This is a genomic window from Streptomyces sp. NPDC016677, assembly GCF_055562815.1.
Map to the genome: position 1 here is coordinate 312,141 of NZ_JBVHEO010000001.1, position 26,039 is coordinate 338,179.

Annotated in this window: 22 protein-coding genes; 11 read left to right on the top strand and 11 right to left on the bottom strand. The window is 71.7% G+C overall.

The genetic code is table 11. From position 1 onward, the window contains the following. Positions 1-23 precede the first annotated feature (23 nt). From ACZ3IG_RS01375 to ACZ3IG_RS01390, 4 genes are all read right to left on the bottom strand, one after another. Positions 24-1,964, bottom strand: a complete 1,941-nt coding sequence (locus tag ACZ3IG_RS01375; protein WP_467427910.1) for an ABC transporter permease/substrate-binding protein — start codon at positions 1,962-1,964, stop codon at positions 24-26. Beyond that, on the bottom strand, positions 1,954-3,534 hold the full coding sequence (locus ACZ3IG_RS01380; RefSeq protein ID WP_467427911.1) for a sugar ABC transporter ATP-binding protein: 1,581 nt from the start codon (positions 3,532-3,534) through the stop codon (positions 1,954-1,956). The genes ACZ3IG_RS01375 and ACZ3IG_RS01380 overlap by 11 nt, the downstream gene beginning before the upstream one ends. Further along, positions 3,531-4,565 carry a LacI family DNA-binding transcriptional regulator gene (locus ACZ3IG_RS01385; RefSeq protein WP_467427914.1) on the bottom strand — a complete coding sequence of 345 codons (1,035 nt, stop codon included), beginning with the start codon at positions 4,563-4,565 and terminating at the stop codon, positions 3,531-3,533. The genes ACZ3IG_RS01380 and ACZ3IG_RS01385 overlap by 4 nt, the downstream gene beginning before the upstream one ends. A gap of 112 nt (positions 4,566-4,677) precedes the next feature. After that, entirely contained in the window at positions 4,678-5,427 is a 750-nt protein-coding gene (locus tag ACZ3IG_RS01390; protein ID WP_467429150.1) for an SDR family NAD(P)-dependent oxidoreductase, read from the bottom strand. Positions 5,428-5,529: 102 nt separating this feature from the next. On the opposite strand from ACZ3IG_RS01390, the gene ACZ3IG_RS01395 reads away from it, so the two are divergent. From ACZ3IG_RS01395 to ACZ3IG_RS01405, 3 genes are all read left to right on the top strand, one after another. After that, complete coding sequence (locus ACZ3IG_RS01395; protein WP_467427915.1) at positions 5,530-6,144, top strand: TetR/AcrR family transcriptional regulator; 615 nt, start codon at positions 5,530-5,532, stop codon at positions 6,142-6,144. An 84-nt stretch (positions 6,145-6,228) separates the two neighbouring features. Beyond that, positions 6,229-6,738, top strand: a complete 510-nt coding sequence (locus tag ACZ3IG_RS01400) for a pyridoxamine 5'-phosphate oxidase family protein (protein WP_467427917.1) — start codon at positions 6,229-6,231, stop codon at positions 6,736-6,738. 12 nt (positions 6,739-6,750) lie between these two features. Next, entirely contained in the window at positions 6,751-7,623 is an 873-nt protein-coding gene (locus tag ACZ3IG_RS01405) for a hypothetical protein (RefSeq protein ID WP_467427919.1), read from the top strand. Positions 7,624-7,678: 55 nt separating this feature from the next. Here the strand turns inward: ACZ3IG_RS01405 and ACZ3IG_RS01410 are convergent, their stop codons facing one another. Both ACZ3IG_RS01410 and ACZ3IG_RS01415 read right to left on the bottom strand, forming a co-directional pair. Beyond that, the gene (locus ACZ3IG_RS01410; RefSeq protein WP_467427921.1) at positions 7,679-7,996 is read right to left on the bottom strand and encodes a hypothetical protein; all 318 of its coding nucleotides are present in this window, start codon (positions 7,994-7,996) and stop codon (positions 7,679-7,681) included. A 231-nt stretch (positions 7,997-8,227) separates the two neighbouring features. Next, positions 8,228-8,659: an ATP-binding protein gene (locus ACZ3IG_RS01415; protein ID WP_467427923.1), complete on the bottom strand. Its 432-nt coding sequence runs from the start codon at positions 8,657-8,659 to the stop codon at positions 8,228-8,230. A 215-nt stretch (positions 8,660-8,874) separates the two neighbouring features. Between ACZ3IG_RS01415 and ACZ3IG_RS01420 the strand changes: the two genes are divergently transcribed. Together ACZ3IG_RS01420 and ACZ3IG_RS01425 are read left to right on the top strand one after the other, a co-directional pair. Next, positions 8,875-9,711, top strand: coding sequence for a helix-turn-helix domain-containing protein (locus ACZ3IG_RS01420; protein WP_467427925.1), 837 nt, complete (start codon positions 8,875-8,877; stop codon positions 9,709-9,711). A gap of 8 nt (positions 9,712-9,719) precedes the next feature. Beyond that, a complete protein-coding gene (locus tag ACZ3IG_RS01425) occupies positions 9,720-9,914 on the top strand; it encodes a DUF397 domain-containing protein (RefSeq protein WP_467427927.1) in 195 nt (64 codons plus the stop codon). Positions 9,915-9,944: 30 nt separating this feature from the next. Here the strand turns inward: ACZ3IG_RS01425 and ACZ3IG_RS01430 are convergent, their stop codons facing one another. Both ACZ3IG_RS01430 and ACZ3IG_RS01435 read right to left on the bottom strand, forming a co-directional pair. Beyond that, positions 9,945-10,625: a hypothetical protein gene (locus tag ACZ3IG_RS01430; RefSeq protein WP_467427929.1), complete on the bottom strand. Its 681-nt coding sequence runs from the start codon at positions 10,623-10,625 to the stop codon at positions 9,945-9,947. Positions 10,626-10,745: 120 nt separating this feature from the next. Next, positions 10,746-11,333 (bottom strand): Uma2 family endonuclease, encoded by a 588-nt coding sequence (locus ACZ3IG_RS01435; protein ID WP_467427930.1) that lies wholly within the window; start codon positions 11,331-11,333, stop codon positions 10,746-10,748. Here ACZ3IG_RS01435 and recD2 point away from each other — a divergent pair. Together recD2 and ACZ3IG_RS01445 are read left to right on the top strand one after the other, a co-directional pair. Beyond that, complete coding sequence (gene recD2 / locus ACZ3IG_RS01440) at positions 11,263-13,524, top strand: SF1B family DNA helicase RecD2 (protein WP_467427931.1); 2,262 nt, start codon at positions 11,263-11,265, stop codon at positions 13,522-13,524. The genes ACZ3IG_RS01435 and recD2 overlap by 71 nt on opposite strands. Positions 13,525-13,728: 204 nt before the next feature. After that, positions 13,729-15,018, top strand: a complete 1,290-nt coding sequence (locus tag ACZ3IG_RS01445) for a citrate synthase (protein WP_215165928.1) — start codon at positions 13,729-13,731, stop codon at positions 15,016-15,018. Between the two features lie 597 nt (positions 15,019-15,615). Here the strand turns inward: ACZ3IG_RS01445 and ACZ3IG_RS01450 are convergent. The 3 genes from ACZ3IG_RS01450 to ACZ3IG_RS01460 all read right to left on the bottom strand — a co-directional run bounded on the left by ACZ3IG_RS01450 (position 15,616) and on the right by ACZ3IG_RS01460 (position 18,600). Beyond that, positions 15,616-17,919 (bottom strand): heavy metal translocating P-type ATPase, encoded by a 2,304-nt coding sequence (locus tag ACZ3IG_RS01450; protein WP_467427935.1) that lies wholly within the window; start codon positions 17,917-17,919, stop codon positions 15,616-15,618. Between the two features lie 115 nt (positions 17,920-18,034). Then, positions 18,035-18,283: a heavy-metal-associated domain-containing protein gene (locus ACZ3IG_RS01455; RefSeq protein ID WP_467427936.1), complete on the bottom strand. Its 249-nt coding sequence runs from the start codon at positions 18,281-18,283 to the stop codon at positions 18,035-18,037. Positions 18,284-18,399: 116 nt separating this feature from the next. After that, positions 18,400-18,600 (bottom strand): helix-turn-helix transcriptional regulator, encoded by a 201-nt coding sequence (locus tag ACZ3IG_RS01460; RefSeq protein WP_467427938.1) that lies wholly within the window; start codon positions 18,598-18,600, stop codon positions 18,400-18,402. A gap of 300 nt (positions 18,601-18,900) precedes the next feature. Between ACZ3IG_RS01460 and iolC the strand changes: the two genes are divergently transcribed. The 4 genes from iolC to ACZ3IG_RS01480 all read left to right on the top strand — a co-directional run bounded on the left by iolC (position 18,901) and on the right by ACZ3IG_RS01480 (position 26,037). Continuing rightward, entirely contained in the window at positions 18,901-19,851 is a 951-nt protein-coding gene (gene iolC, locus ACZ3IG_RS01465) for a 5-dehydro-2-deoxygluconokinase (protein WP_467427940.1), read from the top strand. A 174-nt stretch (positions 19,852-20,025) separates the two neighbouring features. Next, positions 20,026-21,528, top strand: coding sequence for a CoA-acylating methylmalonate-semialdehyde dehydrogenase (mmsA, locus tag ACZ3IG_RS01470; protein WP_467427941.1), 1,503 nt, complete (start codon positions 20,026-20,028; stop codon positions 21,526-21,528). A gap of 294 nt (positions 21,529-21,822) precedes the next feature. After that, on the top strand, positions 21,823-23,238 hold the full coding sequence (locus tag ACZ3IG_RS01475) for an APC family permease (RefSeq protein ID WP_467427942.1): 1,416 nt from the start codon (positions 21,823-21,825) through the stop codon (positions 23,236-23,238). Between the two features lie 177 nt (positions 23,239-23,415). Further along, positions 23,416-26,037 carry an alpha/beta fold hydrolase gene (locus ACZ3IG_RS01480; RefSeq protein WP_467427944.1) on the top strand — a complete coding sequence of 874 codons (2,622 nt, stop codon included), beginning with the start codon at positions 23,416-23,418 and terminating at the stop codon, positions 26,035-26,037. Positions 26,038-26,039: the final 2 nt, after the last annotated feature.

The window sequence follows — 26,039 nt, forward strand, 5'->3', positions numbered from 1 at the left end:
CGCCGTCGGTCAGCCGTCAGCCGTCAGCCGTCGAAGCCGGCCACATTCTCCTCGGTGACCACCTTCACCGGCACCTTGACCGTCTCCTCGGTCTTCTTCCCCTCGGCCGCCCGCAGCGCGTTGTCCACGGCGATCCGGCCGAGCTGCCTGGGCTGCTGCGCCACCGACGCGTACAGCGTGCCGTCCTGGACCGCCTTCAGCCCGTCCGGCGTGCCGTCGAACCCGACGACCTGCACCGACGTCCCGGCCTTCGCGCCCAGCGCCTTGATCGCGCCGAGCGCCATCTCGTCGTTCTCCGCGAAGACACCCTTGATGTCGGGGTGGGCCTGGAGCAGGTTCGTCATCACGTCCAGCCCCTTGGTGCGGTCGAAGTCGGCGGGCTGCTCGGCGACCACCTTGATGCCCGGGTACGCCTTCAGTCCCTCGGCGAACCCGGCGCCGCGCTCCCGGCTGGCGGAGGTGCCGGCCTGCCCCTGGAGGATGACAATGGTGCCCTCGCCGCCGAGCTTCTCGGCCAGCGCCTTCGCGCCCAGCGCGCCGCCCTCGACGTTGTCGGAGGCGACCAGCGCGGCGGTGTCCGCCTTGTTGACGCCGCGGTCCACGGCGACGACGGGGATGCCGGCCTTGCCGGCCGAGCGCACGGAGGGACCGGCCGCGTCGGAGTCGACGGGGTTGACGATGACCGACGACAGCCCCTCACTGGTGAAGTTCTGCACCTGGTTGGCCTGCTGCGAGGCGTCGTTCTGCGCGTCGGTGACGGTGAGTTCGACGCCCAGTTTCTTGGCCTCCTCCTCGGCGCCCGCCCGGATCTGTACGAAGAAGGGGTTGTTCAGCGTCGACAGCGACAGCCCGATCTTCCGCTTGCCGCCCGCGTCGGACCCGCCGTGCAGCAGCGAGGTCGCGCCGACGACGGCCACCGCGACGACCGCCGCGATCAGATAGGTGACGGCCTGCCTGCCCTTGCCGCCGGGCGTACCGGCCCCCGCAGGCGCCGGGGTCGCCCCCGCCTTGCGCCGCACGGTGTCGAGCAGTACCGCCAGCGCGATGACGACACCGATGACGACCTGCTGCCAGAACGCCGACACCGACAGCAGGTTGAGCCCGTTGCGCAGCACCGCGAGGATCAGCGCGCCGATGAGCGTCCCCGACGCCTTGCCGGTGCCGCCGGCCAGCGAGGCCCCGCCGATCACCACGGCCGCGATGGCGTCCAGCTCGTACCCCTGCGCGGCCTGCGGCTGCGCGGAGGAGAGCCGGGAGGCCAGCACGATGCCGGCCGCGGCGGCGAACAGCCCGGAGAAGGCGTAGATGGCGAGCTTCTGCCGCTTGACCCGCAGCCCGGACAGCCGCGCGGCCTCCTCGTTGCCGCCGATGGCGTACATGGACCGCCCGATGTACGTCCGACCCAGCACGAAGGCCGTGATCAGCCCCATCACGACCATCACCAGCACGGGCACCGGCAGCCAGCCGCCGAGCGTGTCGCCGAGGTGCGAGACGGAGTCCGGGAACGGGATCGGCGACCCCTGCGAGATGACCAGCGACAGCCCGCGCCCCACCGACAGCATGGCCAGCGTCGCGATGAACGGCGGGAGTTTCCCGTACGAGACGAGGAAACCGTTGACGAGTCCGCACGCGACGCCGGTCGCGACCGCCAGCACCACCGCTATCGGCACCGGCACCCCGCCCTCGGCGGCGCTCCACGCCAGCACGGTGGCCGACAGCGCGGCGACCGAACCGACCGACAGGTCGATGCCGGCCGCGACGATCACGAAGGTGACACCGAAGGCGAGGATGGCGGTGACGGCCGCCTGCACTCCCACGTTGAGCAGGTTGTCCGTCGTCAGGAAGTCCCCCGACAGCGCCGACATGGCGACGACGAGGACGATCAGCGCGGTCAGCGCGCCGTTGTCGAGCAGCAGCCGGCGCAGACCGCCGCCGGACGTGTTCTTGAGGGTGTCAGCGGCCACCGTCGGCCTCCGTTCCATGGTTCTGCGCGTTCTGAGTGTTCTGAGCGTTCTGAGCACTCTGGGCGCTCTGCGGGTTGCTGACGGCGAGCGCCATCACGGCGTCCTGGGTGGCCTCCCCGGCGGCGAGTTCGCCGGCGATCCGGCCCTGCGCCATGACCAGCACCCGGTCGCTCATGCCGAGCACCTCGGGCAGGTCACTGGAGATCATCAGGACGGCGGCGCCGGCGGCCGTCAGTTCGTTGATCAGCTGGTAGATCTCGACCTTGGCGCCGACGTCGATCCCGCGCGTCGGCTCGTCGAGGATCAGCACCTTGGTGTCGGCGAGCAGCCACTTGCCGATGACGACTTTCTGCTGGTTGCCGCCGGAGAGCGTGCGCACCCGCTGCCCGAGGCCCGCCATCCGCACGCCGAGCTGCTCGGCGATCCGGGCCGCGGCGGCGCGCTGCCCCTTCAGATCGACGAGCCCCGCGCGGGAGGTGGACCTGAGCGTGACCAGCCCGAGGTTCTCCTCGACGGAGGCGTCGAGCACCAGCCCCTGCCCCTTGCGGTCCTCGGGCACCAGCCCGATCCCGGCGGCCATCGCGGCGTTGACGTCGTGCCCCCGCAGCCGGGCGCCCCCGACCAGGACACTGCCCCGGTCATAGGGGTCGGCCCCGAAGACGGCCCGTACGACCTCGGTCCGCCCGGCCCCGACCAGCCCCGCGATCCCGACGACCTCCCCGGCCCGCACCTCGAAACTCACGTCGTGGAACACCCCGCCCCGGGTGAGCCCTTCCACCCTGAGCAGCGCCTCACCGGCGGCCGCCCGCTCCCGCGGGTACTGCTGCTCGATGGAGCGCCCGACCATGAGCCGTACGAGTTCGTCCTCGGCGGTGGAGGCGGGCACCTGCCCGACGCTCGCACCGTCCCGGATGACGGTGACCCGGTCCCCGAGGGCGGCGATCTCCTCCAGGTGGTGGGTGATGAAGACGATCCCGACCCCGTCCGCCCGCAGCCGCCGCACGATGGCGAAGAGCTTCTCCACCTCCTCGGAGGTGAGCACGGCGGTCGGCTCGTCCATGATCAGTACCCGCGCGTCGAGGCTCAGCGCCTTGGCGATCTCGACCATCTGGAGCCGCGCGATCCCCAGTTCACGCACCCGGGTGCGCGGCGACACGTCGACCCCCACCCGCTCCAGCAGCACGGCGGCGTCGGCGTCCATCCGCTTCCGGTCGATCATGCCGAGCCGCCGCGGCTGCCGCCCGAGGAAGATGTTCTCGGCGACGGTCAGGTCGGGAACGAGGTTGAACTCCTGGTAGATGGTGGCGATCCCGAGCCGCTCGCTGTCCTGCGCCCCGTTGATCCGCACCTCCTTGCCGCCGACGAGAATCCGCCCGGCGTCGGGCGTGTGCGCGCCGGAGAGCGTCTTGATGAGGGTGCTCTTGCCGGCGCCGTTCTCACCGAGCAGCACATGCACCTCGCCCCGGCGCAGATCGAAGTCCACACCGTCCAGCGCCACCACGCCGGGGAAGGTCTTGCGGATGCCCTCGATGCGCAGCAACTCGTCGTCCCGCACGTCCTGGCTGCTCACGTCGTACTCCTTCGTACGGAATTCGGGGTCCGGCCGGGGCCGGGCTCGCCGCACGACCGCCGCACGACGAGCCGCGCGGGCAGGGTCACGGACGCGCCGGCCCGCCCCTCGACCCGGTCGACCAGCGCGCGCACGGCGGCCCGCCCCAGTTCCCCCGTCGGCTGGGCGATCGCGGTGACCGGCGGATCGGTGTGCACGAACCAGCGGATGTCGTCGAACGCGGCGAGCGCGATGTCCTCGGGCACCCGCAGACCGCGCGCCCGTACGGCGTCCAGGGCGCCGAGCGCCATCAGGTTGTCGGCGGCGAAGACGACGTCGGGCGGCTCGGGCAGGTCGAGGAACCCCTCGGTGACCCGCCGCCCGCTCTCCGCCTGGAAGTCGCCCTGCCCGATGTAGTGGCCGGGCAGCGGAAGCCCGTACGCGCCGAGCGCCTCCCGGAAGGCGTCCACCCGCTCCTGTCCGGTGGTGGTGGCCGCGGGACCCGCGATGATGGCGAGCCGCCGGTGCCCGAGCCCGTGCAGATGCGCCACCAGGTCCCGTACGGCGGCCCGCCCGTCCGACCGCACCACGGGCACGTCGACCCCCGGTATCCACCGGTCCACGAACACCATCGGCGTCCCGGCCCGCGCCGCCTCCAGCATCCGGGGCGAGCCGCCGTCGGTCGGGGACACGAGCAGCCCGTCGATCCGCCGGTCCAGCAGCGTCGTCACATGATGATCCTGCAACTCGGGCCGCTCGTCGGCGTTGCCGATGATGACGCTGTACCCGAGCGCGCGGGCCTCCTCCTCGACGGAGCGGGCCAGTTCGGTGAAGTACGGGTTCAGTACGTCGCTGATGACCAGGCCGAGCGTGCGGGTCTGGTCGGTGCGCAGGGACCGGGCGACGGCGTTGGGCCGGTAGCCGAGGGCCTCGACGGCCGCCAGCACCCGGTCGCGCGCGCCCTCGCTGACGGACGGGTGCCCGTTGAGCACCCGCGACACCGTGGCGACGGAGACGCCGGCCTCGGCGGCGACGTCCTTGATGCTCGCCATCGCGTTCCACCTCCTCGTGGAATCGATTACACGAGGAGGATTGGAATCGATTACACGACGGCCTGGCAAGGGGGTGGGCGCGGCCGAGACCGGATCGTGACCGGTGGTGCGGTCAGATCTGGTTCTCACCGCCGTCCACGTAGAGGTTGGCGCCGAGCATGTAGCTGCTCTCCGCGGAGGCGAGGAAGGCCACGGCCGCGGCGATCTCCTCCGGGCGTCCCATCCGTCCCATCGCCACCCCCGCGGCGAGCTTCTCCCGCGCGGCCGGGGCGCTCTCCTCGCCGAAGAGTTCCGTGATCCCGGTGGTGTCGACCGGTCCCGGTGAGACGGCGTTGACCCGGACGCCGCGGCCCGTGAGCTCGTTGGCCCAGGTCCTGGCGAACGACCGGACGGCGGCCTTGGAGGCCGCGTACACGCCGAACGCCTCGGTGCCGTTGCCGGCGGCGGTGGAGGCGTTGAGTATCACCGAGGCGCCGTCGTTGAGCAGCGGCAGCGCCTTCTGGACGGTGAACAGGGTGCCGCGCACGTTGACGGCGAAGGTCTGGTCGAAGTGCTCCTCGGTGACCTGTTCCAGTGCCGCGAACGACGCGGTCGCCGCGTTGGCGAAGACGATGTCCAGGCCCCGGCCGCGGGCGCGGACCGCGTCGTAGAGCCGGTCCAGGTCGGCGAGGTCGGTGATGTCGCCCGGCACGGCGGTGACGCGCCCCTCGCCGATGATCCCGGCGGTCGCCTTCAGCGCCGCCTCGCGCCGTCCGATGACGAACACGTGCGCGCCCTCGTCCGCCAGCCGTACGGCGGTGGCGCGGCCGATCCCGGTGTGGCCGCCGGTGACGACGGCGGTCTTGCCCTCGAACTGCCCCATGTGCATGCCCACTTCCTGGCTCGCCTGTTTGTGTACCGACCGGTACTGAAGTGGACCGTAACACATCTGCACCGACCGGTACGGAAGAGGTAGGGTGGGGGCATGGAGACGCGACCGAAGGGGAGAGGCCAGCTCGGCCGGCCGAGGGGCTTCGACGCCGAGGAGGCCCTGGAGCGCGCCATGCGGGTCTTCTGGGAACAGGGCTACGAAGGCGCCAGCCTCACCGACCTGACCGCCGCGATGGGCATCACCCGCACCAGCATGTACGCGGCCTTCGGCAACAAGGAGGACCTGTTCCGCAAGGCGCTGGAGCGCTACGCCGAGGGCCCCGCCTCGTACGTCGCCCGTGCCCTGCGGGAGCCGACCGCCCGCGCGGTGGCCACCGCGTTCCTGAACGGCTCCGTCCGCGCCACCACCCAGCCCGACTGCCCCGCCGGCTGCCTGGGTGTCCAGGCGTCCCTCGCCGCCGGCGAGGCCGGCCGCACCACGCGGGACGCGCTCGTCGCCTGGCGCAACGAGGGCACGGAGCACCTCCGCCTCCGGCTCCAGCGGGCGGTCGACGAAGGCGACCTCCCCGCCGACGCCGACCCCGGAGCCCTCGCCCGCTACCTCATGACCGTCGCCAACGGCATCGCCGTCCAGGCGTCGAGCGGCGCGACCCGCGACGACCTCCAGCGGGTGGCCGACATGGCACTGGGCGGCTGGCCCGCCGCCTGAGACCCTGGCCCCGGTCCCTCGGCCGCCGGTCGTAGGTCCCGCGCCCCAGGCGCGCCGCGCCCCGCCTGGCTAGGGTCGTTCCTCATGGACACCACGGGAACCGCCGGTCGCCGGACGCTGCCGGAACGTACGCGCGACACCCTGCGGCGGCTCACCACCGAGCGGGACGCGTGGGTGTCGACGGCTCACCCGGATCACGGACCCCACCAGGTGCCGCTGTGGTTCCTGTGGGACGGGCGGGCCGTGTGGATGTGCACCAGCGCCACGTCCGTGACCGCGCGCAACGTCCGCGCGGAGCCGCGGGTACGCCTGTCGCTGCCGGACACCTTCGACGTGGTGCTCGTCCAGGGCGAGGCGGAGTACTTCACCGAACACGAGGTGCCCGGACCCGCCGCGGAGGCGTTCGCCGGCAAGTTCGGCTGGGACCCCCGCGGGGAAGAGGGCTCCTTCCTGTACCTGCGCGTCACCCCGAGAACCGTGCGCGCCTGGCGTGGCGAACCGGAGCTGCGCGGAAGGGTCGTCATGCGCGACGGGAAGTGGCTGGAACAGCAGCCGTCATCGACGATCACGCCCCGGACACCGGACGGCCGATGACAGGATCGCCGGATGCACAGCGAACTCATCCGCACCCCCTACGTGGCCATGGGCTCCGACGGGCTGTCCACGATCGTGGGAGCCGTGTGCACGCTCCTGGGGGTGGCGGTCGGCGCCCTGGGCGCCCTGGCCGCCGCCCGGGTGCAGTTGCGCGGGGCGATCGCGCAGGCGGACGCGGTGCTGGCGCAGGCCGACATGACGTACCGGGCGGCCCTCGACCAGACGCACGCCGCGCAACGCGCCGCGCATGAGCAGTGGCGCCGGGAGATCAGACGGGACGCCTACGCGGCGTTCGTCACCGCGCTCGACGAGGTCAAGGAACTGGTCGCCCGCCCCGAACTCCTCGCTGCCGACGCCCTGTCGGCCGCCTTCCGCGCGGTGACGGCGGCCTTCGCGGTGGTGGAGCTGGAAGGCCCGCCCTCTCTCACGGCCCTGGCGCGGACGGCACACCGGCGTTGCCTCGCGGCCGACGAGCACGCCCGGCGGCTGGCACCCCGCGCCACCGCCATGCGCGTCCTGAGTACGGCGACCAGTGCCGCGACGGACCAGGCCGACAGCGGCTCCCCGTCCGCCCTCGCACGTGCGGCCCACCGGGCACTGACGCAACTGCGCGAAGCCGCCTTCCGCCACGAAACCGGCCGAGCGGACCGGTCCGCCTACGAATCCGCGCGCCACCGCGCGGCCGAGGCCCTGGACGCGTCCGGCCTGTTCACGGCCGAGCAGCGGCACGCCCTGCTGGCCGACCCCTCATGGGAGGCGGCCCTGCGCATGGGCAGCGAACACGCCGAAGCCATCCGGCAGTTCGACGCGGCCCGCACCGACTTCGTCTCCGCCGCCCGCGAACTCCTCGACACCGCCACCGACACCGCCACCGACCGCCGATGAGACGGCGGTGCCGTGCGACCGGCCGAAGCGCCGGGCGCACGGCACGCCACTGCCCTTACCGTACGAGCACGACCGAGTTGATCGGCGTGAAGTCGTACGGCGCGTAGGCGCCGGTGGCGCGCTGCACGGGGTAGCAGTCGGCGCCGTTGTACCCCTTGCAGATCTGGAAGCCGGCGCCACCCGTCTGGTTGTTCACGATCACCCGGGTGCCAGTCACGTTGGACAGGTTGTGGGCGCCGTAGCTGTAGAAGATGTTCTTGCTCAGGATGCTGCCGTTCGCCTCGCGGATGCAGACCGCGCCGGACGGGCAGGGCGTTGCGGCCGAGGCGCTCGGCGCCAGGGTGACCCCGAGGGCACCCAGGGCGAGAGTCATGCCGGCGACCGTTGCAGCGAGCTTGCGCAATGTTCCCCCTATGTCGGGATGCCCCGGTATGGGCATCTCGTACGTCGAAAGTAGCCGGACCGGTGAGGGCATGCCAGAGCACCGGGGCAACTCACGCGCTGTGGTGCGAGTGGGATTCAAGAGGCGGACGCGCCATCGGCGTTGCGACAGATGTCCGGGGTGCCGCCCCCCCCGGACCGCCACCCGCCAACGCCGGCCGGGTCACCGTTTCCCCACGCCTCCCACCCCCTGAGCCACCCCCACCTCGCACCACACGTACTTCCCCCGACTCCCCTCCCTGGGCAGCGGATACCATCCCCACGCGTCGGCGCACGCCCGTACGAGGGTCAGCCCTCGGCCTTCCTCCGCATCGGTCGTGCGGTCGCATGACGCCGGCGGTTCCGGTGGCTCCGGATCGGTGTCCCAGGCCCCGATCCGCAACGGTCCGGGCGGAGTCCACCGCACCCGCAAGGCGGCGGGGCCTTTCGTGTGCCGTACGGCGTTGGATACCAGCTCGGTGGCGAGCAACTCCGCTGTGTCCACGAGGCTGATGAGGCCGTGCATGGTGAGGATGAGGCGCAGGGTGCGGCGGCAGACAGTGACCGCTCTGAGGTCGTTCGGGATGTGGAGGGTGTAGTTCCAGGCTTCGGGCATACGTCATCGACTCCGATCGGTGGCGAGCGAGGAGAGGGAGCGGATGGATGAATGAGAGGGAGGACGCCGCGCACGGTGGCAGTGCCGCAGCCGTCACGACAGGACGGAGCGGTGCGCTTCCGCACTGTGTTCTCCTCGTCACAGACGGTATGGGTATTCTGCTACCCGTGACAAGCCGATCGCGTGATCGGCCCCTCAAAAGAGGAGAGTGACCTATGGTCCAAAGGCGCGACCCGACAGCGCGTCAGGTGCGGCTGGGTGCCGAGCTGCGCAGGCTTCGTGAGGCGGCCGGCCTGACCGTCGTCCAGGCGGCGGCGCTCCTGGGCGCGAGCAGGGCGCAGATCAGTCATATCGAACTGGGTCTCACGGGCGTGAGCGAGGAGCGCCTGCGTCGACTCGTATCCCATTACGCCTGCACGGACACGGAGTACGTCGAAGCGCTGGTGGACATGGCCACGGACCGGACGCGCGGCTGGTGGGAGGCGTACCGGGGGCGACTGCCCACGTCGTTCCTGGACTTGTCCGAGCTGGAACACCACGCCCGCTTCCTGCGTAACGTGGCGATCCTGTACGTGCCGGGCCTGTTGCAGACGGAGGACTACTCGCGAGCGGTCTTCTCCTCCAGGCTGCCGGAACTGACCGCTGAGGAACTTGAGTTGCGCATCGAACACCGAAAAGCGCGCCAGAGGTCCACCACTCCGTACGAAGCGTTGGTCCACGAGGCGGCGCTACGGATCAGAGTCAGCGACCGTGCCGCCTCCAGGGCCCAGCTGGCCCGTCTTCTCGACCTGTCCGAAGCGAGCCATGTCACCTTGCGCGTCATCCCGTTCGACCTGGACGGCTTCGCCAGGGCGTCGAGCACGATGACGTACGCGGGCGGTCCCGTGCCCAGGCTGGACACCGTATTGCGCGACGCGCCTCATGGCTCGGTCCTCCTCGACTCCGAGGCACAGCTCGGCGCCTACCGGACCCGGTTTCATAAGATGCGGGCCGTGTCACTGGACCCCGTCCCCTCGCGTGATGTCATCAACCGGCTGGCGAAAGAACTGTGAGGTCTCATATGGACCGTTGGCGCAAGTCCTCCTACTCCGGTGAAGGCGACGGCAACGACTGCGTGGAAGTCGCGGACGCACCCCCCCGCATAGCCGTCCGCGACTCGAAGACCCCCCACGCCCCCACCCTCACCTTCCCGTCCCCCTCCTTCTCCGCCTTCGTCGAGTTCCTCAAGCAGACAGCGAGCGAGACGGGAACGTAGGCCCTCCCGACGCCACCCCCACCGAACCGCTCACGACTTCCGCGCCTTGCGCAGCGCCGCGCCGACCGCCTCCTCGTTCCGGCCGAAGACCGCCTTCTCCAGGCTCTTGTCGTCCTCCCGTGAGAACCGCTCCCCGAGCGACACGTCCTCCTTGCTCAGCACCCGCCCGCACCACTCACCCTGCCCGGCGACATGGTCGTCGAACGGCACGGCCGCGCCCTCCCCGAGCACGACCCACGCGTCGTCGACCCAGCGCAGCGCGAGCAGATAGGTGTGCCCGGTCTCCAGCCGGGGCGCCGCCGCGGCCGTCCGCTTGATGCGCGTACCGCTCTCGTAGACCCGCCACCCGGGGGCGACCATGTCGAAGCTGTCGCCCAGTTCCCGCCGGGGCGACCCCGCGGACCACAGGACGTCGTCCGCCCGGAAGGTCACGTCCCGGTCCGCCGTGTACTTCACCGAACCCTCGGTGAAGTCCTCCCGGTTGATCTCCTTCTCCCCGGTGGGCGTCGCCACGACGACGTGGTCGGCGTTGGTGACCCAGTCCGACGCGGTCTGCGACGCGTACGCGTCCTGCGGGATCCCGCACCCGACCACGGTGTCCAGGCCGCCCTGGCCGACCATGACCCCGGCGAGCACCCCGGCGGCGGCCAGGACCGCGGCGATGGGCCGGCCGGGCAGACGGTCGAACAGGGCGGGACGCGCGGATCTCATAAGGGCACACCATTCCGGAAGACTCTTGGTGCAGGACAAGACGATCAACAGGCCCGAACGGTTACCTGAAAGATCAACGTCCGTGTAACAGCCGCCCCGCACCCCGTCCCCAGGGCCTCCTCAAGACCTGCTGTCCTTCCCGTACCGCCGGAACTCCGACGTCTCCACGGTCCACGGCCCGAACGGCACCGAGTCACCGAAGATGTACGGCTCCTTGTTGCTGTAACGGCCCTTGCAGGGCTCGGAGTGCACTTCGATCGTGCCGGTGCGCGGGTCGACGATCAGGTGGAGCGGGATGCCCATGGCGGGACAGTCCGCGAGCTTCGCGTCGTGGTCGTTGCCCGGGTTGGACGGGGAGACGATCTCGATGGCGGCCAGTACGCGCGTCGCGTCGACGGCGAGCCCCTCCTCGTCGAGGACTTCCTCGGGGATGACGACGGCGTCGGGCCGGCGCATACGGCCCAGCGCCGGATGCTCGATCTCGGGGCCGTTCGCGCAGATGTGACCGGGGTGGGTGTCGAGGAGTTGTGTGTCCAGTTGCTTGCAGATGCGTCGGACCGTGCCTCCATGTGTCAAGACTACTGAGCGACTCCCTGCCGGACCGCCCGCTGTCACAGCCCCCCGGTACCGTCGGATCATGACCGACCAGTCCGCAGCGGCCCCCGGCGAACGGCGGCTCGCCGTGCTCGAAGGCGTCCTGGAGCGCATCACGTACGCCAATGAGGAGAACGGCTACACGGTCGCCCGCGTCGACACCGGCAGAGGCGCCGGCGACCTGCTCACCGTCGTCGGCGCGCTGCTCGGCGCGCAGGTGGGGGAGTCGCTGCGGATGGAGGGCCGCTGGGGGAGCCACCCCCAGTACGGCAAGCAGTTCCACGTCGAGAACTACACCACCGTCCTGCCCGCCACCGTCCAGGGCATCCGGCGCTACCTCGGTTCCGGTCTGGTCAAGGGCATCGGGCCGGTCTTCGCCGACCGCATCACCCAGCACTTCGGCCTCGACACCCTCACCGTCATCGAGGAGGAGCCCAAGCGGCTGATCGAGGTCCCGGGCCTGGGCCCCAAACGCACCAGGAAGATCGCCGACGCCTGGGAGGAGCAGAAGGCGATCAAGGAGGTCATGCTCTTCCTCCAGACGGTGGAGGTGTCCACCTCCATCGCCGTCCGCATCTACAAGAAGTACGGCGACGCCTCGATCTCCGTCGTCAAGAACCAGCCGTACCGGCTCGCCGCCGACGTCTGGGGCATCGGCTTCCTCACCGCCGACAAGATCGCCCAGTCCGTCGGCATCCCGCACGACAGCCCGGACCGGGTGAAGGCGGGGCTGCAGTACGCGCTCAGCCAGGCCACCGACCAGGGGCACTGCTATCTCCCGGAGGAGAAGCTGATCGCCGACGCGGTGAAGCTGCTCCAGGTCGACACCGGGCTCGTCATCGAGTGCCTCGCCGAACTGGCCGCCGAGCCGGAGGAGGACGGCGCGGACCCCGGCGTCGTACGGGAGAAGGTGCCCGACCCGGAGGGCGGGGAGCCCGTCACCGCCGTGTATCTGGTGCCCTTCCACCGGGCCGAGCTGTCGCTGGCGGGGCAGTTGCGGCGGCTGCTGCGGGCCGACGAGGACCGGATGCCGGGCTTCCAGGACGTCCCGTGGGACAAGGCGCTCGGGTGGCTGAAGGGGCGCACGGGGACCGAGCTGGCGCCCGAGCAGGAGGCCGCCGTGAAGCTGGCGCTCACCGAGAAGGTCGCCGTGCTCACCGGCGGGCCGGGGTGCGGCAAGTCGTTCACGGTGCGGTCGGTCGTGGAGCTGGCCCGCGCGAAGAAGGCCAAGGTCGTGCTCGCCGCGCCGACCGGGCGGGCCGCCAAGCGGCTGGCGGAGCTGACCGGCGCCGAGGCGTCCACCGTCCACCGGCTCCTCGAACTGAAGCCGGGCGGCGACGCTGCCTACGACCGGGACCGGCCGCTCGACGCCGACCTGGTGGTGGTCGACGAGGCGTCGATGCTGGACCTGCTGCTCGCCAACAAGCTGGTGAAGGCCGTACCGCCGGGTGCGCATCTGCTGTTCGTCGGGGACGTGGACCAGCTGCCGTCCGTCGGCGCCGGCGAGGTGCTGCGTGACCTCCTCGCCGACGGCAGTCCCGTCCCCGCCGTCCGCCTCACCCGGGTCTTCCGCCAGGCCCAGCAGTCGGGCGTGGTGACCAACGCGCACCGGATCAACTCCGGTCAGCACCCGGTCACCGACGGCATGAAGGACTTCTTCCTCTTCGTCGAGGACGACACGGAGGAGGCGGGCCGGCTCACCGTCGACGTGGCGGCGCGGCGCATCCCGGCCCGCTTCGGACTCGACCCGCGCCGGGACGTGCAGGTCCTCGCGCCGATGCACCGGGGACCGGCCGGCGCGGGCACGCTGAACGGGCTCCTCCAGCAGGCCGTCACCCCGGGCCGCCCCGACGTCCCCGAGAAGCGGTTCGGCGGACGCGTTTTCAGAGTCGGCGACAAGGTCACCCAGATCAGGAACAACTACGAGAAAGGGGAGAACGGCGTCTTCAACGGCACGGTGGGGGTCGTCACCTCCCTCGACCCGGTGGAGCAGCGGCTGACCGTACTGACCGACGAGGACGAGGAGGTCCCGTACGAATTCGACGAACTGGACGAACTCGCCCACGCCTATGCCGTCACCATTCACCGCTCGCAGGGCAGTGAGTACCCGGCGGTGGTGATCCCGGTGACCACGGGGGCCTGGATGATGCTCCAGCGAAACCTGTTGTATACGGCGGTCACCCGGGCGAAGCGGCTGGTCGTCCTGGTCGGTTCGCGCAAGGCGATCGGTCAGGCGGTCCGCACGGTCTCCGCCGGACGGCGCTGTACGGCGCTGGATTTCCGGCTCGGGGCCCCCACCGCGTAACAAATGATCGATCAAATGAGTCGCGAAGGTCACAGACCACTTCCCGAAGGGGAGCGGAGGGGGCAGTATGAGCAAGTTGGCGGCACTCAGTGCCGCCGATAGGCCCGATGGTCGACCCCGAGTGCACTCTCCTGAGCCAAGTGGGGGATGGTAGAGACAGTCAGGGCACCTCGAAGATGAGGCACTACGTCGGTGAGGGAAGACGTGAGCGACAACTCAGTAGTACTGCGGTACGGCGACGGCGAGTACACCTACCCGGTGATCGACAGCACCGTCGGCGACAAGGGCTTCGACATCGGGAAGCTCCGCGCCCAGACCGGTCTGGTCACGCTGGACAGTGGTTACGGCAACACCGCCGCCTACAAATCCGCCATCACCTATCTGGACGGCGAAGCGGGCATCCTCCGCTACCGCGGCTACCCGATCGAGCAGCTGGCCGAGCGCTCCACCTTCCTGGAGGTCGCCTACCTGCTGATCAACGGCGAGCTGCCGACGGTCGACGAACTCACGGCGTTCCAGAACGAGATCACGCAGCACACCCTGCTGCACGAGGACGTCAAGAACTTCTACAAGGGCTTCCCGCGCGACGCCCACCCGATGGCCATGCTGTCGTCGGTGGTCTCGGCGCTGTCGACGTTCTACCAGGACAGCCACAACCCGTTCGACGAGCAGCAGCGCAACCTCTCCACGATCCGGCTGCTCGCCAAGCTCCCGACGATCGCGGCGTACGCGTACAAGAAGTCGGTCGGCCACCCCTTCGTCTACCCGCGCAACGACCTCGGCTACGTCGAGAACTTCCTGCGCATGACGTTCTCGGTGCCGGCCCAGGAGTACGACCTGGACCCGACGGTCGTCGCGGCCCTGGACAAGCTGCTGATCCTGCACGCGGACCACGAGCAGAACTGTTCGACCTCCACGGTCCGCCTGGTGGGTTCGTCCCAGGCCAACATGTTCGCGTCGATCTCGGCCGGCATCAACGCGCTGTGGGGCCCGCTGCACGGCGGCGCCAACCAGTCGGTGCTGGAGATGCTGGAAGGCATCCGTGACGCCGGCGGCGACGTCGACTCCTTCATCCGCAAGGTGAAGAACAAGGAGGACGGCGTCCGCCTGATGGGCTTCGGCCACCGGGTCTACAAGAACTTCGACCCGCGCGCCAAAATCATCAAGGCCGCCGCGCACGACGTCCTCTCCGCCCTCGGCAAGTCCGACGAGCTGCTGGACATCGCCCTGAAGCTGGAGGAGCACGCGCTCTCCGACGACTACTTCGTCTCGCGCAGCCTCTACCCGAACGTCGACTTCTACACCGGTCTGATCTACCGGGCCATGGGCTTCCCGACCGAGATGTTCACGGTCCTGTTCGCGCTGGGCCGGCTGCCGGGCTGGATCGCCCAGTGGCACGAGATGATCAAGGAGCCGGGCTCCCGCATCGGCCGCCCGCGCCAGATCTACACCGGCGTGGTCGAGCGCGACTTCGTCCCCGTCGAGGAGCGCTGAGGGTTCACGAACGGTCCCGTACCGCCCGGCGGTACGGGACCCACGCGTATCCGGACAAGCGAAAGGCGCCCCGGCGCCGGTCCCCCCACGGGCCGACGACCAGGGCGCCTTCCCATGTCCCGGTGCGGATTCCCCCCACGGGATCCGGCCGGGCGTCTGAGAGAACAGCGCCTGAATCGCTGTACTGCTGTGCCGTCTGGCTGTGCCGTCTGGCGTACTGCTGCGGTCTGCCGGGACAGTGCACCTCCGGGAGGGCCGCTCAAAGCTTCCCGGTGTACGTACTGCCCCGGCAACGCTCCCCCAGCTCTCACCTGCGTTCGAGCCGGGAGGTACCCCCACCCGGGAAAGTCCCCCAAGACATCCCCGGATGCCAGTTCGCGCCCCCCAAGACGCTCCCTGACATTGTCAACTTAGACCTTCGAATCCCTTCGATGGTTACGTTCGGATCACTGTGAGCTGCGTCTCCTCCCCTGTCCGCCAGGTGGGCGGGAGACCGGTATGCCGAACGAGACCCCAGCGTAAGGAAGATGCGCGAGCCTTGTGAAGAGCTTATGGGAGAGAGGTGCCGGACTCCAGAGGCGCCAGAGGTTCGAGACCTCAGTGAAATGTGCGGAGCCGGAGGCTGTTGGTGACGACGAAGACGGAGGAGAAGGCCATCGCCGCGCCCGCGATCATCGGGTTGAGCAGTCCGGCGGCGGCGAGCGGGAGGGCGGCGACGTTGTAGCCGAAGGCCCAGACGAGGTTCCCCTTGATCGTCGCGAGGGTGCGGCGGGAGAGCCGGATGGCGTCGGCGGCGACCCGCAGGTCACCGCGGACCAGGGTCAGATCGCTCGCCTCGATGGCGACGTCGGTGCCGGTCCCCATCGCCAGCCCCAGGTCGGCGGTGGCGAGCGCGGCGGCGTCGTTGACCCCGTCGCCGACCATGGCGACCGTACGGCCCTCGGCGCGGAGGCGTTCGACGACGGCGACCTTGTCCTCGGGCAGCACGTCGGCGATCACCTCGTCGATGCCGACCTCGCGGGCGACGGACTCGGCGACGGTGCGGTTGTCGCCGGTGAGCAGGACCGGGCGCAGCCCGAGCGCCCGTAGCCGGGTGACCGCTTCGGCGCTGGTCTCCTTCACCGCGTCGGCCACGGCGACCATCCCGCGCACCGCGCCGTCCCAGCCGACCAGGACGGCCGTACGGCCCTCCCGCTCGGCCTCCTCGGCGGCCCCCGCGATCTCGTCCGGGACCCGCTCGAAGAGGCGCCCCACGGTGACCTCGCGGCCCTCCACGCGCCCGCGTACGCCCCGTCCGGGCACGTTCGTGAAGCCCTCGACCGGGGGCAGTGTGCCGACGCGCTCCTCGGCGCCCGCGGCGACGGCCCGGCCGACGGGGTGCTCGGAGGCGTGCTCCACGGCACCGGCGAGGCGCAGCAGTTCCCGCTCGTCGGTGCCCTGGGCGGCGTGGACGGTGTGCAGGGTCATGCGGCCGGTGGTGACAGTGCCGGTCTTGTCCAGGACGACGGTGTCGACGCGGCGGGTGGACTCCAGGACCTCGGGGCCCTTGATGAGGATGCCGAGCTGGGCGCCGCGCCCGGTGCCGACCAGAAGGGCGGTGGGGGTGGCCAGGCCCAGCGCGCAGGGGCAGGCGATGATCAGGACCGCGACGGCCGCGGTGAACGCGGCCACCGTGTCGCCGGTCGCGCCCAGCCACCCCCCGAAGGTGCCCACCGCGATCAGCAGCACCACGGGCACGAATATCCCGGAGACCCGGTCGGCGAGGCGCTGGACGCGGGCCTTGCCGTTCTGGGCGTCCTCCACCATGCGGGCCATCCGGGCGAGCCGGGTGTCGGCGCCGACCCGGGTGGCCTCGATCACCAGCCGGCCGCCGGCGTTGACCGTGGCGCCGGTGACGGTGTCCCCGGGCGTGACGTCCACCGGTACGGACTCGCCGGTCAGCAGCGAGGCGTCCACCGCCGAGCTGCCCTCGACCACCGTGCCGTCGGTGGCGATCTTCTCGCCGGGGCGGACGACGAACAGGTCGCCGGCCGCCAGCCGGTCCGCCGGGACGCGCACCTCGCGCCCGTCGCGCAGGACGGTGACGTCCTTGGCGCCCAGTTCCATCAGGGCCCTGAGCGCCGCGCCCGCGCGCCGCTTGGAGCGGGCCTCCAGATAGCGGCCGAGGAGCAGGAAGACGGTGACGCCGGCGGCCACCTCCAGGTAGATGGCCGAGGAGCCGTCGGCGGGGGAGGCGGTCAGGTCGAAGGGGTGGCGCATGCCCGGCATGCCCGCGTCGCCGAAGAACAGGGCCCACAGCGACCAGCCGAACGCCGCGAGGGTGCCGAGCGTCACCAGGGTGTCCATGGTGGCGGCGCCGTGCCGCAGGTTGGTCCAGGTGGCGCGGTGGAAGGGGAGGCCGCCCCAGACGACGACGGGCGCGGCCAGGGTCAGGGAGAGCCACTGCCAGTTGTCGAACTGCGCGGCCGGGACCATGGCCAGCAGCACGACGGGGAGGGCGAGCAGCGCGGCGACGGACAGGCGGCGGCCCAGCGCCGACAGTTCCGGGTCGTGGTCCGCCGGCCGGGCCTCCTCGGCCGCGGAGGCCGGCGCGGGCTCGGGCGGGGGCGGTTCCTCCGCCGTGTAGCCGGTGCGCTCCACGGTGGCGATCAGGTCGGCGACCTCGATGCCCGGCGGGTAGGAGATCCGGGCCTTCTCGGTCGCGTAGTTCACCGTGGCGGTGACGCCGTCCATGCGGTTGAGCTTCTTCTCGACGCGGGCCGCGCAGGAGGCACAGGTCATGCCCCCGATGCGCAGTTCGGTCCGCGAGCGGCCGGGCGCGTCGTCCGCCGGGGACGGCGCGGAAGGGGACGGCGCGGACGGGCGTGGCGCGGACGGGGTGCGGGCGGTGGTGGTGGTCATGCTCCGGCTCCAGACGGCCGACCGGGCGGCATGCGACGCGGCCCGGTCGCGAGGGGTGGGCTCCGTGTGCGGCGCGCGCGCAGGCGCGCGCCAGGAGGAGGGGCGGGCGGGCCGCTCAGGCGCGGCCGACGAGCTCGAAGCCCGCCTCGTCCACGGCGGCGCGCACCGCGTCCTCGTCCAGCGCCGCCTCGGAGACGACGGTGACCTCGCCGGTGGAGGCGACGGCCTTCACCGAGCTGACGCCGGGGATCTCGCCGATCTCGCCGGAGACGGCGCCCTCGCAGTGTCCGCAGCTCATCCCGCTGACCTTGTAGACGGTGGTGACGGTGGTGACGGAATCCGAGGTGCCGGTAGGGGCGGTCATGTCTACTCCTCGTCGGGGTGTGTGGGTGGGGTACCCGTGACCCGTGGTGGGGTCACCTACCTCCACCATACCCCTAGGGGGTACGGGTGTCGCGTGTCGGGTGCGGGCCGCCGGGGTCAGCGCTGCCGGCGCCCCCCTTTGCCCGGCCGGGCCGCCACCCAGGCGCGGACCGTGTCGGCGTACCAGTAGGGCTTGCCGGCCTCCACGTGGTCGGGCGGGGGCAGCAGCCCGTGCTTGCGGTACGACCGTACGGTGTCCGGCTGCACCCTGATGTGGGCCGCGATGTCCTTGTAGGACCAGAGGGTTCGGTCGGTCATACGTCACACCTCCCCGCGCGCGCCTCGGGGGCGGCCGGAAACGGCCGTCGGGGGAGCCGGGCGCCGCGCTGGCGATCATCAACCTGTGACCGTTCAACGACCGGGCGTGAGGAGGGAAGGGGGGGACGTACACGGGTGTGACGGAATACCGGCGTACCCGCGACAGCCGTGACACGACCGAGGCGTTCGTGACAGAAGTGCCGCACGGGAGCGGGGCGGACGGCGGGCGTGGCGCGTTGACGCCGGGGGAAGGGTTCAGGTACGGCAGGGCCGGGACCGACCGACACCGAGGGGCCGCGCATGGCGTACGACGTGATCACCATGGGACGGATCGGGGTGGACCTCTACCCGCTGCAGACGGGCGTCCCGCTGGCGCGGGTCACGTCCTTCGGGAAGTTCCTCGGCGGCTCGGCCAGCAACGTCGCGGTCGCCGCCGCCCGCCTCGGCCGCCGTACTGCGGTGATCACCCGTACCGGCGACGACCCCTTCGGCGCCTACCTCCACCAGGCCCTGCGCGACTTCGGCGTCGACGACCGCTGGGTCACCCCGGTGCCCGGACTGCCCACCCCGGTCACCTTCTGCGAGGTCTTCCCGCCGGACCACTTCCCGCTCTACTTCTACCGGCAGCCCAAGGCCCCCGACCTGGAGCTGGACGCCCACGACCTCGACCTGGACGCCGTCCGCGACGCCCGCGTCTTCTGGGTGACCGGCACCGGCCTGTGCGCGGAACCCAGCCGCACGGCGACCCTCGCCGCCCTCGCGCACCGCGCCGGGACCGGCGCGACCGTCTTCGACCTGGACTGGCGCCCCATGTTCTGGGACGCGCCGGACGCGGCCCGCCCCTTCTACCGGGAGGCACTGCGGCACGCCACCGTCGCCGTCGGCAACCTCGACGAGGTGGAGGTCGCCACCGGCGTCCGCGAACCGCGCGCCGCCGCCCGCGCCCTCCTCGACGCGGGCGTGCGGCTCGCGGTCGTCAAACAGGGCCCCCGGGGCGTCCTCGCCGTCGACGACCGGGGCGTCGGCGTCCAGGTCCCGCCGCTGCCGGTCGACGTCCTCAACGGCCTCGGCGCGGGCGACGCCTTCGGCGGCTCCCTCTGCCACGGCCTGCTGGCCGGCTGGGAGCTGGAGCGGACCATGCGGTACGCCAACGCCGCGGGCGCCATCGTCGCCTCCCGCCTGGAGTGCTCCTCCGCCATGCCGACCGCCGACGAGGTGGCGGCGGCGCTCGCGGCGGGGGCCGTACGGTGACCGCGCCGCGCCGGCCTGGGAACGCCGCCGGCGCGGCGGCACCCCCGCACCTGTCTACGCCGGGTCCGCAACCGCAGACACTGTGTCGGGCCCGCTGCCGGGTCCCCGCCTGATGGGATGTCCTCCGTACCGACCCCCGACCCCGCCCCCTGGTCTGCGAAGGAGTTCACGGCCATGACGGACATCGTCAACCACTGGATCGGCGGCAGGACCGTCGAAGGCGCCTCCGGCAGGTCCGGCCCGGTGACCGACCCGGCCACCGGCGCGGTCACCGCCCACGTCGCCTTCGCCTCGGCCGAGGAGGTGGACGCCGCGGTCGCCGCCGCCAAGGAGGCGTACGCGACCTGGGGCCGGTCCTCGCTCGCCCAGCGCACGGAGATCCTCTTCCGCTTCCGCGCCCTGCTCGACGCCCACCGCGACGAACTGGCCGCGCTGATCACCGCCGAGCACGGCAAGGTGCACTCCGACGCCCTCGGCGAGGTCGCCCGCGGCCTGGAGATCGTCGACCTGGCCTGCGGCATCACCGTGCAGCTGAAGGGCGAGCTGTCCACCCAGGTCGCCACCCGCGTCGACGTGGCCGCCATCCGGCAGCCGCTGGGCGTGGTCGCGGGCATCACGCCGTTCAACTTCCCGGCGATGGTGCCGATGTGGATGTTCCCCGTCGCCATCGCCTGCGGCAACACCTTCGTGCTCAAGCCGAGCGAGAAGGACCCCTCGGCCTCGCTCAAGCTCGCCGGACTGCTCACCGAGGCCGGCCTGCCCGACGGCGTCCTCAACGTCGTCCACGGCGACCGCACGGCCGTCGACCGGCTGCTGGAGCACCCCGACGTCAAGGCGGTGTCGTTCGTCGGCTCGACGCCGATCGCCCGCCACATCCACACCACCGCCTCCGCCCACGGCAAGCGCGTGCAGGCGCTCGGCGGCGCCAAGAACCACATGCTCGTGCTGCCCGACGCCGACCTGGACGCGGCGGCCGACGCGGCCGTGAGCGCCGCCTACGGCTCCGCCGGCGAGCGCTGCATGGCCGTCTCCGCGGTCGTCGCCGTCGGCGCCACCGGCGACGTACTCGTCGACAAGATCCGCGAACGCGCCGAGAAGATCAAGATCGGCCCCGGCGACGACCCGACGAGCGAGATGGGCCCGCTCATCACCAAGGCCCACCGCGACAAGGTCGCCTCCTACGTCGCGGGCGCGGCGGCCGAGGGCTGCGAGGTCGTCCTCGACGGCACCGGCTTCACCGTCGACGGCCACGAGGACGGCCACTGGATCGGCATCTCCCTGCTCGACAAGGTGCCCACCTCGGCGAAGGCGTACCAGGACGAGATCTTCGGCCCGGTGCTGTGCGTGCTGCGCGCGGAGACCTACGAGGAGGGCGTGGCCCTCATCAACGCCTCCCCGTTCGGCAACGGCACCGCGATCTTCACCCGGGACGGCGGCGCCGCCCGCCGCTTCCAGCTGGAGGCGGAGGCCGGCATGGTCGGCGTCAACGTGCCGATCCCGGTCCCCGTCGGCTACCACTCCTTCGGCGGCTGGAAGGACTCCCTCTTCGGCGACCACCACGTCTACGGCAACGACGGCACCCACTTCTACACCCGAGGCAAGGTCGTCACCACCCGCTGGCCGGACCCGTCCGAGGCCCCGTCCGGGGTCGACCTGGGCTTCCCGCGCCACCACTGACAGCGGGCTCCGGGGCCCTTCCGCACCGCGGACGGGCCCTTTTTTCACGCCCGGCCGCTGCGGTTCCCGCAGTGCGGCAATGCGCGCTCCCCACGGCCCTGTTGTGTCCTGATGGCCATCCGTTACCCATTTGAGCTGCGGATTCCGTAGGTGATCACCCATTGACGACACGCTTTTCGTCGGGGTTAATGCTGCGCAACCGGGAGCGGACCACGAGGAGAACCACCTGAGCCGCCGGAGGCGATAGCGCTCCCGTCCGTCACCCTCTGCCGCACGAGTCGATCGGACCGCCGCATGACCGACACGCTCCGCCCTGCCGAACCCCTCGTCCCCCCGGCACCGGATGCCGGCACCGGCAGCCCCCGGACCCTGAAGCGCTCCATAGGCGTCGTCGGCGGCACCCTGCTGACGCTCTCCTGCGTGACCCCCGCCTCCACCCTCTTCGTCGTCGTCCCCGACCTGTTCGGCTCCCTGGGCACCGCCACCGCCCTCACCATCGCCGTCGGCTCGCTGCTCTGTATCGCCGTGGCGTTCTGCTACGCCGAGCTGGGCACCCTCATCCCCAGCGCGGGCGGCGAGTACGCCATGGTCTCGACGATGGCCGGACGGCTGGCCGGCTGGCTGGTGTTCGTCCTCTCCCTGCTGGTCGTCGTGATCGTCCCGCCGGTCATCGCGATGGGCACCGCCGACTACCTCGCCCCCGTCGTCGACCTCGACCCGTCGGTCGCGGGCGCCGGCGTCATGCTGCTCGCCACCCTGGCCGGCCTGCTCGACCTGCGGGCCAACGCCTGGATCACCGGCGTCTTCCTGGTCCTGGAGGTCATCGCGGCGGCCCTGGTCGCGGTGCTGGGCTTCGCCCACGCCGAGCGCGGCCCCGGCGCCCTCGCCTCGATGGAGGTGGCCGGCGCGGACGGCCACGCGGACCCCGTCACCGCCCTGCTGGTCGTCTCCGGCCTCGCCATCGCCCTCTTCGTCACCCAGGGCTTCTCCACGGCCGTCTACCTCTCCGAGGAACTGGAGAACCCGCGCCGCAACGTCGCCCGGACGGTCCTGGCCACCCTCGCCCTCTCCACCGCGGTCATCCTGGTCCCGGTCGTCGCCATCACCCTGGGCGCCGCCGACCTGGCCGAGCTGACCGGCGGCGACCTCGGCGCCATGGTCACCGCCTGGTCCAACTCCGCCACCGGCACCTTCGTCAGCCTCTGCGTCGCCCTGGCGATCATCAACGCCGGCATCGTGATGGTCATCCAGAACTCCCGCGTCCTGTTCGCCTCCGCCCGCGACAAGGCGTGGCCCGGCCCGGTCAACACCGTCCTCGCCAAGCTCGGCCGCTTCGGCTCCCCCTGGGTCGCCACCCTCGCCGTCGGCGTCCCCGGCGCGGTCCTGTGCTTCGTCGACCTGGACACCCTGTACGGCGTGACGGGCGTGTCCGTCACCGGCATGTATCTGCTGGTCGCGATCGCCGCCCTGTTCGCCCGGCGGGGCGGCCACCGGGAGACGCCCGCCTGGCGCATGCCCCTGTGGCCGGCGGTCCCGGTCCTGCTCATCGCCGTACTCGCGTACATCCTGACCCGGCAGGAGACGGAGTACCTGCTGTGGACGGGCGGCATCACGGCAGCGGCGACGCTCTACTGGGCCTTCTACCTCCGCCCGCGACGCGAGACCCGCTGGCTGGTCTCGATCCCCGAGGACGCGGAGACCAACGCTTAGGGGCGCGGGGCCGTACAGATCCGCGGCTCCGCCGCGCGGGCGCGACCAGCCGCATACAGCCCGCACCCGCCTACCGCACCCGCAGTACCCGCCCCCTCCGCGTACCCCCAGCGGAGGGGGCCCGTCTCACCCCCCGGTCGATAACAACCCGACAGCTTCACCCCGTACCGTTACCGCATGGATCTTCGACTGCGCGGCAAGCGCCGTTGGCTGGCCGCCACGGCCACCGTGGCGGTGCTGGCCGGCGCCGGCACCTGGACCGCCGCGGCCGACGACGACCCACCGCGGGTGACCCGCACCGACACCACCCTCACCACCGCCCCCGGCATCCGCGTCGACACCTCGTACTTCACCGCGGATGCCGCCGGCGACGGCGACCGCCCCGCCGTCCTCCTCGGCCACGGCTTCGGCGGCTCCAAGGACGACGTCCGCGACCAGGCCGAGCAACTGGCCCAGGACGGCTACGCCGTCCTCACCTGGTCCGCCCGCGGCTTCGGCGAGTCCACCGGCAAGATCGCCCTGAACGCCCCCGACGCCGAGGTCGCCGACGTCTCCAAGCTCATCGACTGGCTCGCGAAGCAGCCGCAGGTGCAGTTGGACAAGGCCGGTGACCCCCGCGTCGGCATGGCAGGCGCCTCCTACGGCGGCGCCATCGCCCTGCTGACCGCCGGGCACGACGACCGCGTCGACGCGATCGCCCCCGCCATCACCTACTGGAACCTCGCGGACGCCCTGTTCCCGAACGGCGTCTTCAAGAAGCTGTGGGCCGGCATCTTCGTCAACTCCGGCGGCGGCTGCGCCCGTTTCGAGGACACCCTCTGCGCGATGTACGAGCGCGTCGCCGAGTCCGGAAAGCCGGACACCAAGGCCCGCGAACTGCTGGAAGAACGCAGCCCGCAGGCGGTCGGCGACCGCATCGACGTGCCCACCCTCCTCATGCAGGGCCAGACCGACTCGCTCTTCCCGCTCGGCCAGGCCGACGCCGCCGCCGAGGCGATCAAGGCGAACGGCGCCCCCGTCGACGTCGACTGGATCTCCGGCGGACACGACGGCGGCGACCTGGAGGGCGACCGCCTCCAGGCCCGTACGAAGGCGTGGTTCGACCGCTACCTGAAGGACGACGAGAGCGCCGCCACCGGCCCCGCCTTCCGTGTCACCCGCACCATCGGCACCGGCAGCGGCGACGGCGAACCCCGCCTCAGCGGCGTCGACTCCGACACCTACCCCGGTCTGACCGCCGACCCCCGCTCCATCGAACTCTCCGGACGCGAGCAGTCCTTCGAGAACCCGGCCGGCGCCAACCCGCCCTCCGTCTCCGCCCTCCCCGGCCTCGGCGGCGCCGGCGGTCTCTCCCAGCTCTCCTCCCTCGGCATCGGCATCTCCCTGGACTTCCCCGGCCAGTACGCGGCGTTCGAGTCCCGGCCGGTGCGCGGCGACCTCCAGATCACCGGCTCACCCACCGTCACCGTCCACGTCGAGTCCACCTCCGACGAGGCCGTCCTCTTCGCCAAGATGTACGACGTCGCCCCCGGCGGCGGCGCGCAGGTCCTCCCCTCCCAGCTGGTCACCCCGCTGACAGCCGAGGACGGCGAGGACGTCACGGTCACCCTCCCGGCGATCGACCACGACCTGGCCGACGGTCACCGCCTGCGGGTGGTGTTCTCCTCCACCGACCTCGGCTACGCCTCCCCGGCGTCCCCCGCCACGTACACGGTCTCCGTGAAGAGCGCCCTGAAGGTGCCGACCGCCCTCGGGGCCACCGGCCAGGCGGCCGGGCTGCCCGCCTGGGTCTGGTGGGCGCCGCTGGCCGGCGCGGCCGTCGCCGCCGCGCTGCTGCTGACGGCCCGCCGCCGCACCGCGGCCCCGCCGCCCGACCCCGCTCTCGCCGAGGTCCCCCTCCAGATCACCGGCCTCACCAAGAAGTACGCCAGGAACAGCGACCGGTACGCCGTCCGCGACCTCTCCTTCCGGGTCGAGCAGGGCCAGGTCCTCGGCCTGCTCGGCCCCAACGGCGCCGGCAAGACCACCACCCTGCGCATGCTGATGGGCCTGATCACCCCGGACGGCGGCGAGATCCGGGTCTTCGGACACGCCATCGCGCCCGGCGCCTCCGTCCTCTCCCGGGTCGGCGCGTTCGTCGAGGGCGCGGGCTTCCTGCCGCACCTGTCCGGGCGGGAGAACCTGGAGCTGTACTGGAAGGCCACCGGCCGCCCGCCCGAGGACGCCCACCTGGACGAGGCCCTGGAGATCGCCGGCCTCGGCGAGGCGCTCGCCCGCGCGGTGCGCACGTACTCCCAGGGCATGCGCCAGCGCCTGGCCATCGCCCAGGCCATGCTGGGCCTGCCGGACCTGCTCATCCTGGACGAGCCGACCAACGGCCTGGACCCGCCGCAGATCCGCGAGATGCGCGAGGTGATGATCCGCTACGCGGCGGCCGGCCGCACGGTCATCGTCTCCAGCCATCTCCTCGCCGAGGTCGAACAGTCCTGCACCCACCTGGTGGTGATGGACCACGGCCGCCTCGTCCAGGCCGGCCCGGTCCAGGAGATCATCGGCTCCGGCGACACCCTGCTGGTCGGCACCGACGGCCCCCTCCAGGAACCGGTGCTGGAGAAGGTCGCCGCCCTGCCCGGCGTGGCCTCCGCCGTACCGGTCGACGACGGCCTGCTGGTCCGCCTGGACTCCGGCGCCACCGCCCGCCGGCTCGTCGCCGACCTGGTGCGCCTGGACGTCCCCGTCGCGTCGGTCGGCCCGCACCGCCGCCTCGAAGACGCCTTCCTCACCCTGATCGGAGACTGACG

Bases quoted from the DNA above. Each gene is read 5' to 3' on its own strand.
- ACZ3IG_RS01385 (WP_467427914.1), bottom strand. From the start codon at position 4,565: ATGGCGAGCATCAAGGACGTCGCCGCCGAGGCCGGCGTCTCCGTCGCC.
- ACZ3IG_RS01390 (WP_467429150.1), bottom strand. From the start codon at position 5,427: ATGGGGCAGTTCGAGGGCAAGACCGCCGTCGTCACCGGCGGCCACACC.
- ACZ3IG_RS01395 (WP_467427915.1), top strand. From the start codon at position 5,530: ATGGAGACGCGACCGAAGGGGAGAGGCCAGCTCGGCCGGCCGAGGGGC.
- ACZ3IG_RS01400 (WP_467427917.1), top strand. From the start codon at position 6,229: ATGGACACCACGGGAACCGCCGGTCGCCGGACGCTGCCGGAACGTACG.
- ACZ3IG_RS01405 (WP_467427919.1), top strand. From the start codon at position 6,751: ATGCACAGCGAACTCATCCGCACCCCCTACGTGGCCATGGGCTCCGAC.
- ACZ3IG_RS01410 (WP_467427921.1), bottom strand. From the start codon at position 7,996: ATGACTCTCGCCCTGGGTGCCCTCGGGGTCACCCTGGCGCCGAGCGCC.
- ACZ3IG_RS01415 (WP_467427923.1), bottom strand. From the start codon at position 8,659: ATGCCCGAAGCCTGGAACTACACCCTCCACATCCCGAACGACCTCAGA.
- ACZ3IG_RS01420 (WP_467427925.1), top strand. From the start codon at position 8,875: ATGGTCCAAAGGCGCGACCCGACAGCGCGTCAGGTGCGGCTGGGTGCC.
- ACZ3IG_RS01425 (WP_467427927.1), top strand. From the start codon at position 9,720: ATGGACCGTTGGCGCAAGTCCTCCTACTCCGGTGAAGGCGACGGCAAC.
- ACZ3IG_RS01430 (WP_467427929.1), bottom strand. From the start codon at position 10,625: ATGAGATCCGCGCGTCCCGCCCTGTTCGACCGTCTGCCCGGCCGGCCC.
- recD2 (WP_467427931.1), top strand. From the start codon at position 11,263: ATGACCGACCAGTCCGCAGCGGCCCCCGGCGAACGGCGGCTCGCCGTG.
- ACZ3IG_RS01435 (WP_467427930.1), bottom strand. From the start codon at position 11,333: ATGCGCTCCAGGACGCCTTCGAGCACGGCGAGCCGCCGTTCGCCGGGG.
- ACZ3IG_RS01450 (WP_467427935.1), bottom strand. From the start codon at position 17,919: ATGACCACCACCACCGCCCGCACCCCGTCCGCGCCACGCCCGTCCGCG.
- ACZ3IG_RS01455 (WP_467427936.1), bottom strand. From the start codon at position 18,283: ATGACCGCCCCTACCGGCACCTCGGATTCCGTCACCACCGTCACCACC.
- ACZ3IG_RS01460 (WP_467427938.1), bottom strand. From the start codon at position 18,600: ATGACCGACCGAACCCTCTGGTCCTACAAGGACATCGCGGCCCACATC.
- iolC (WP_467427940.1), top strand. From the start codon at position 18,901: ATGGCGTACGACGTGATCACCATGGGACGGATCGGGGTGGACCTCTAC.
- mmsA (WP_467427941.1), top strand. From the start codon at position 20,026: ATGACGGACATCGTCAACCACTGGATCGGCGGCAGGACCGTCGAAGGC.
- ACZ3IG_RS01475 (WP_467427942.1), top strand. From the start codon at position 21,823: ATGACCGACACGCTCCGCCCTGCCGAACCCCTCGTCCCCCCGGCACCG.
- ACZ3IG_RS01480 (WP_467427944.1), top strand. From the start codon at position 23,416: ATGGATCTTCGACTGCGCGGCAAGCGCCGTTGGCTGGCCGCCACGGCC.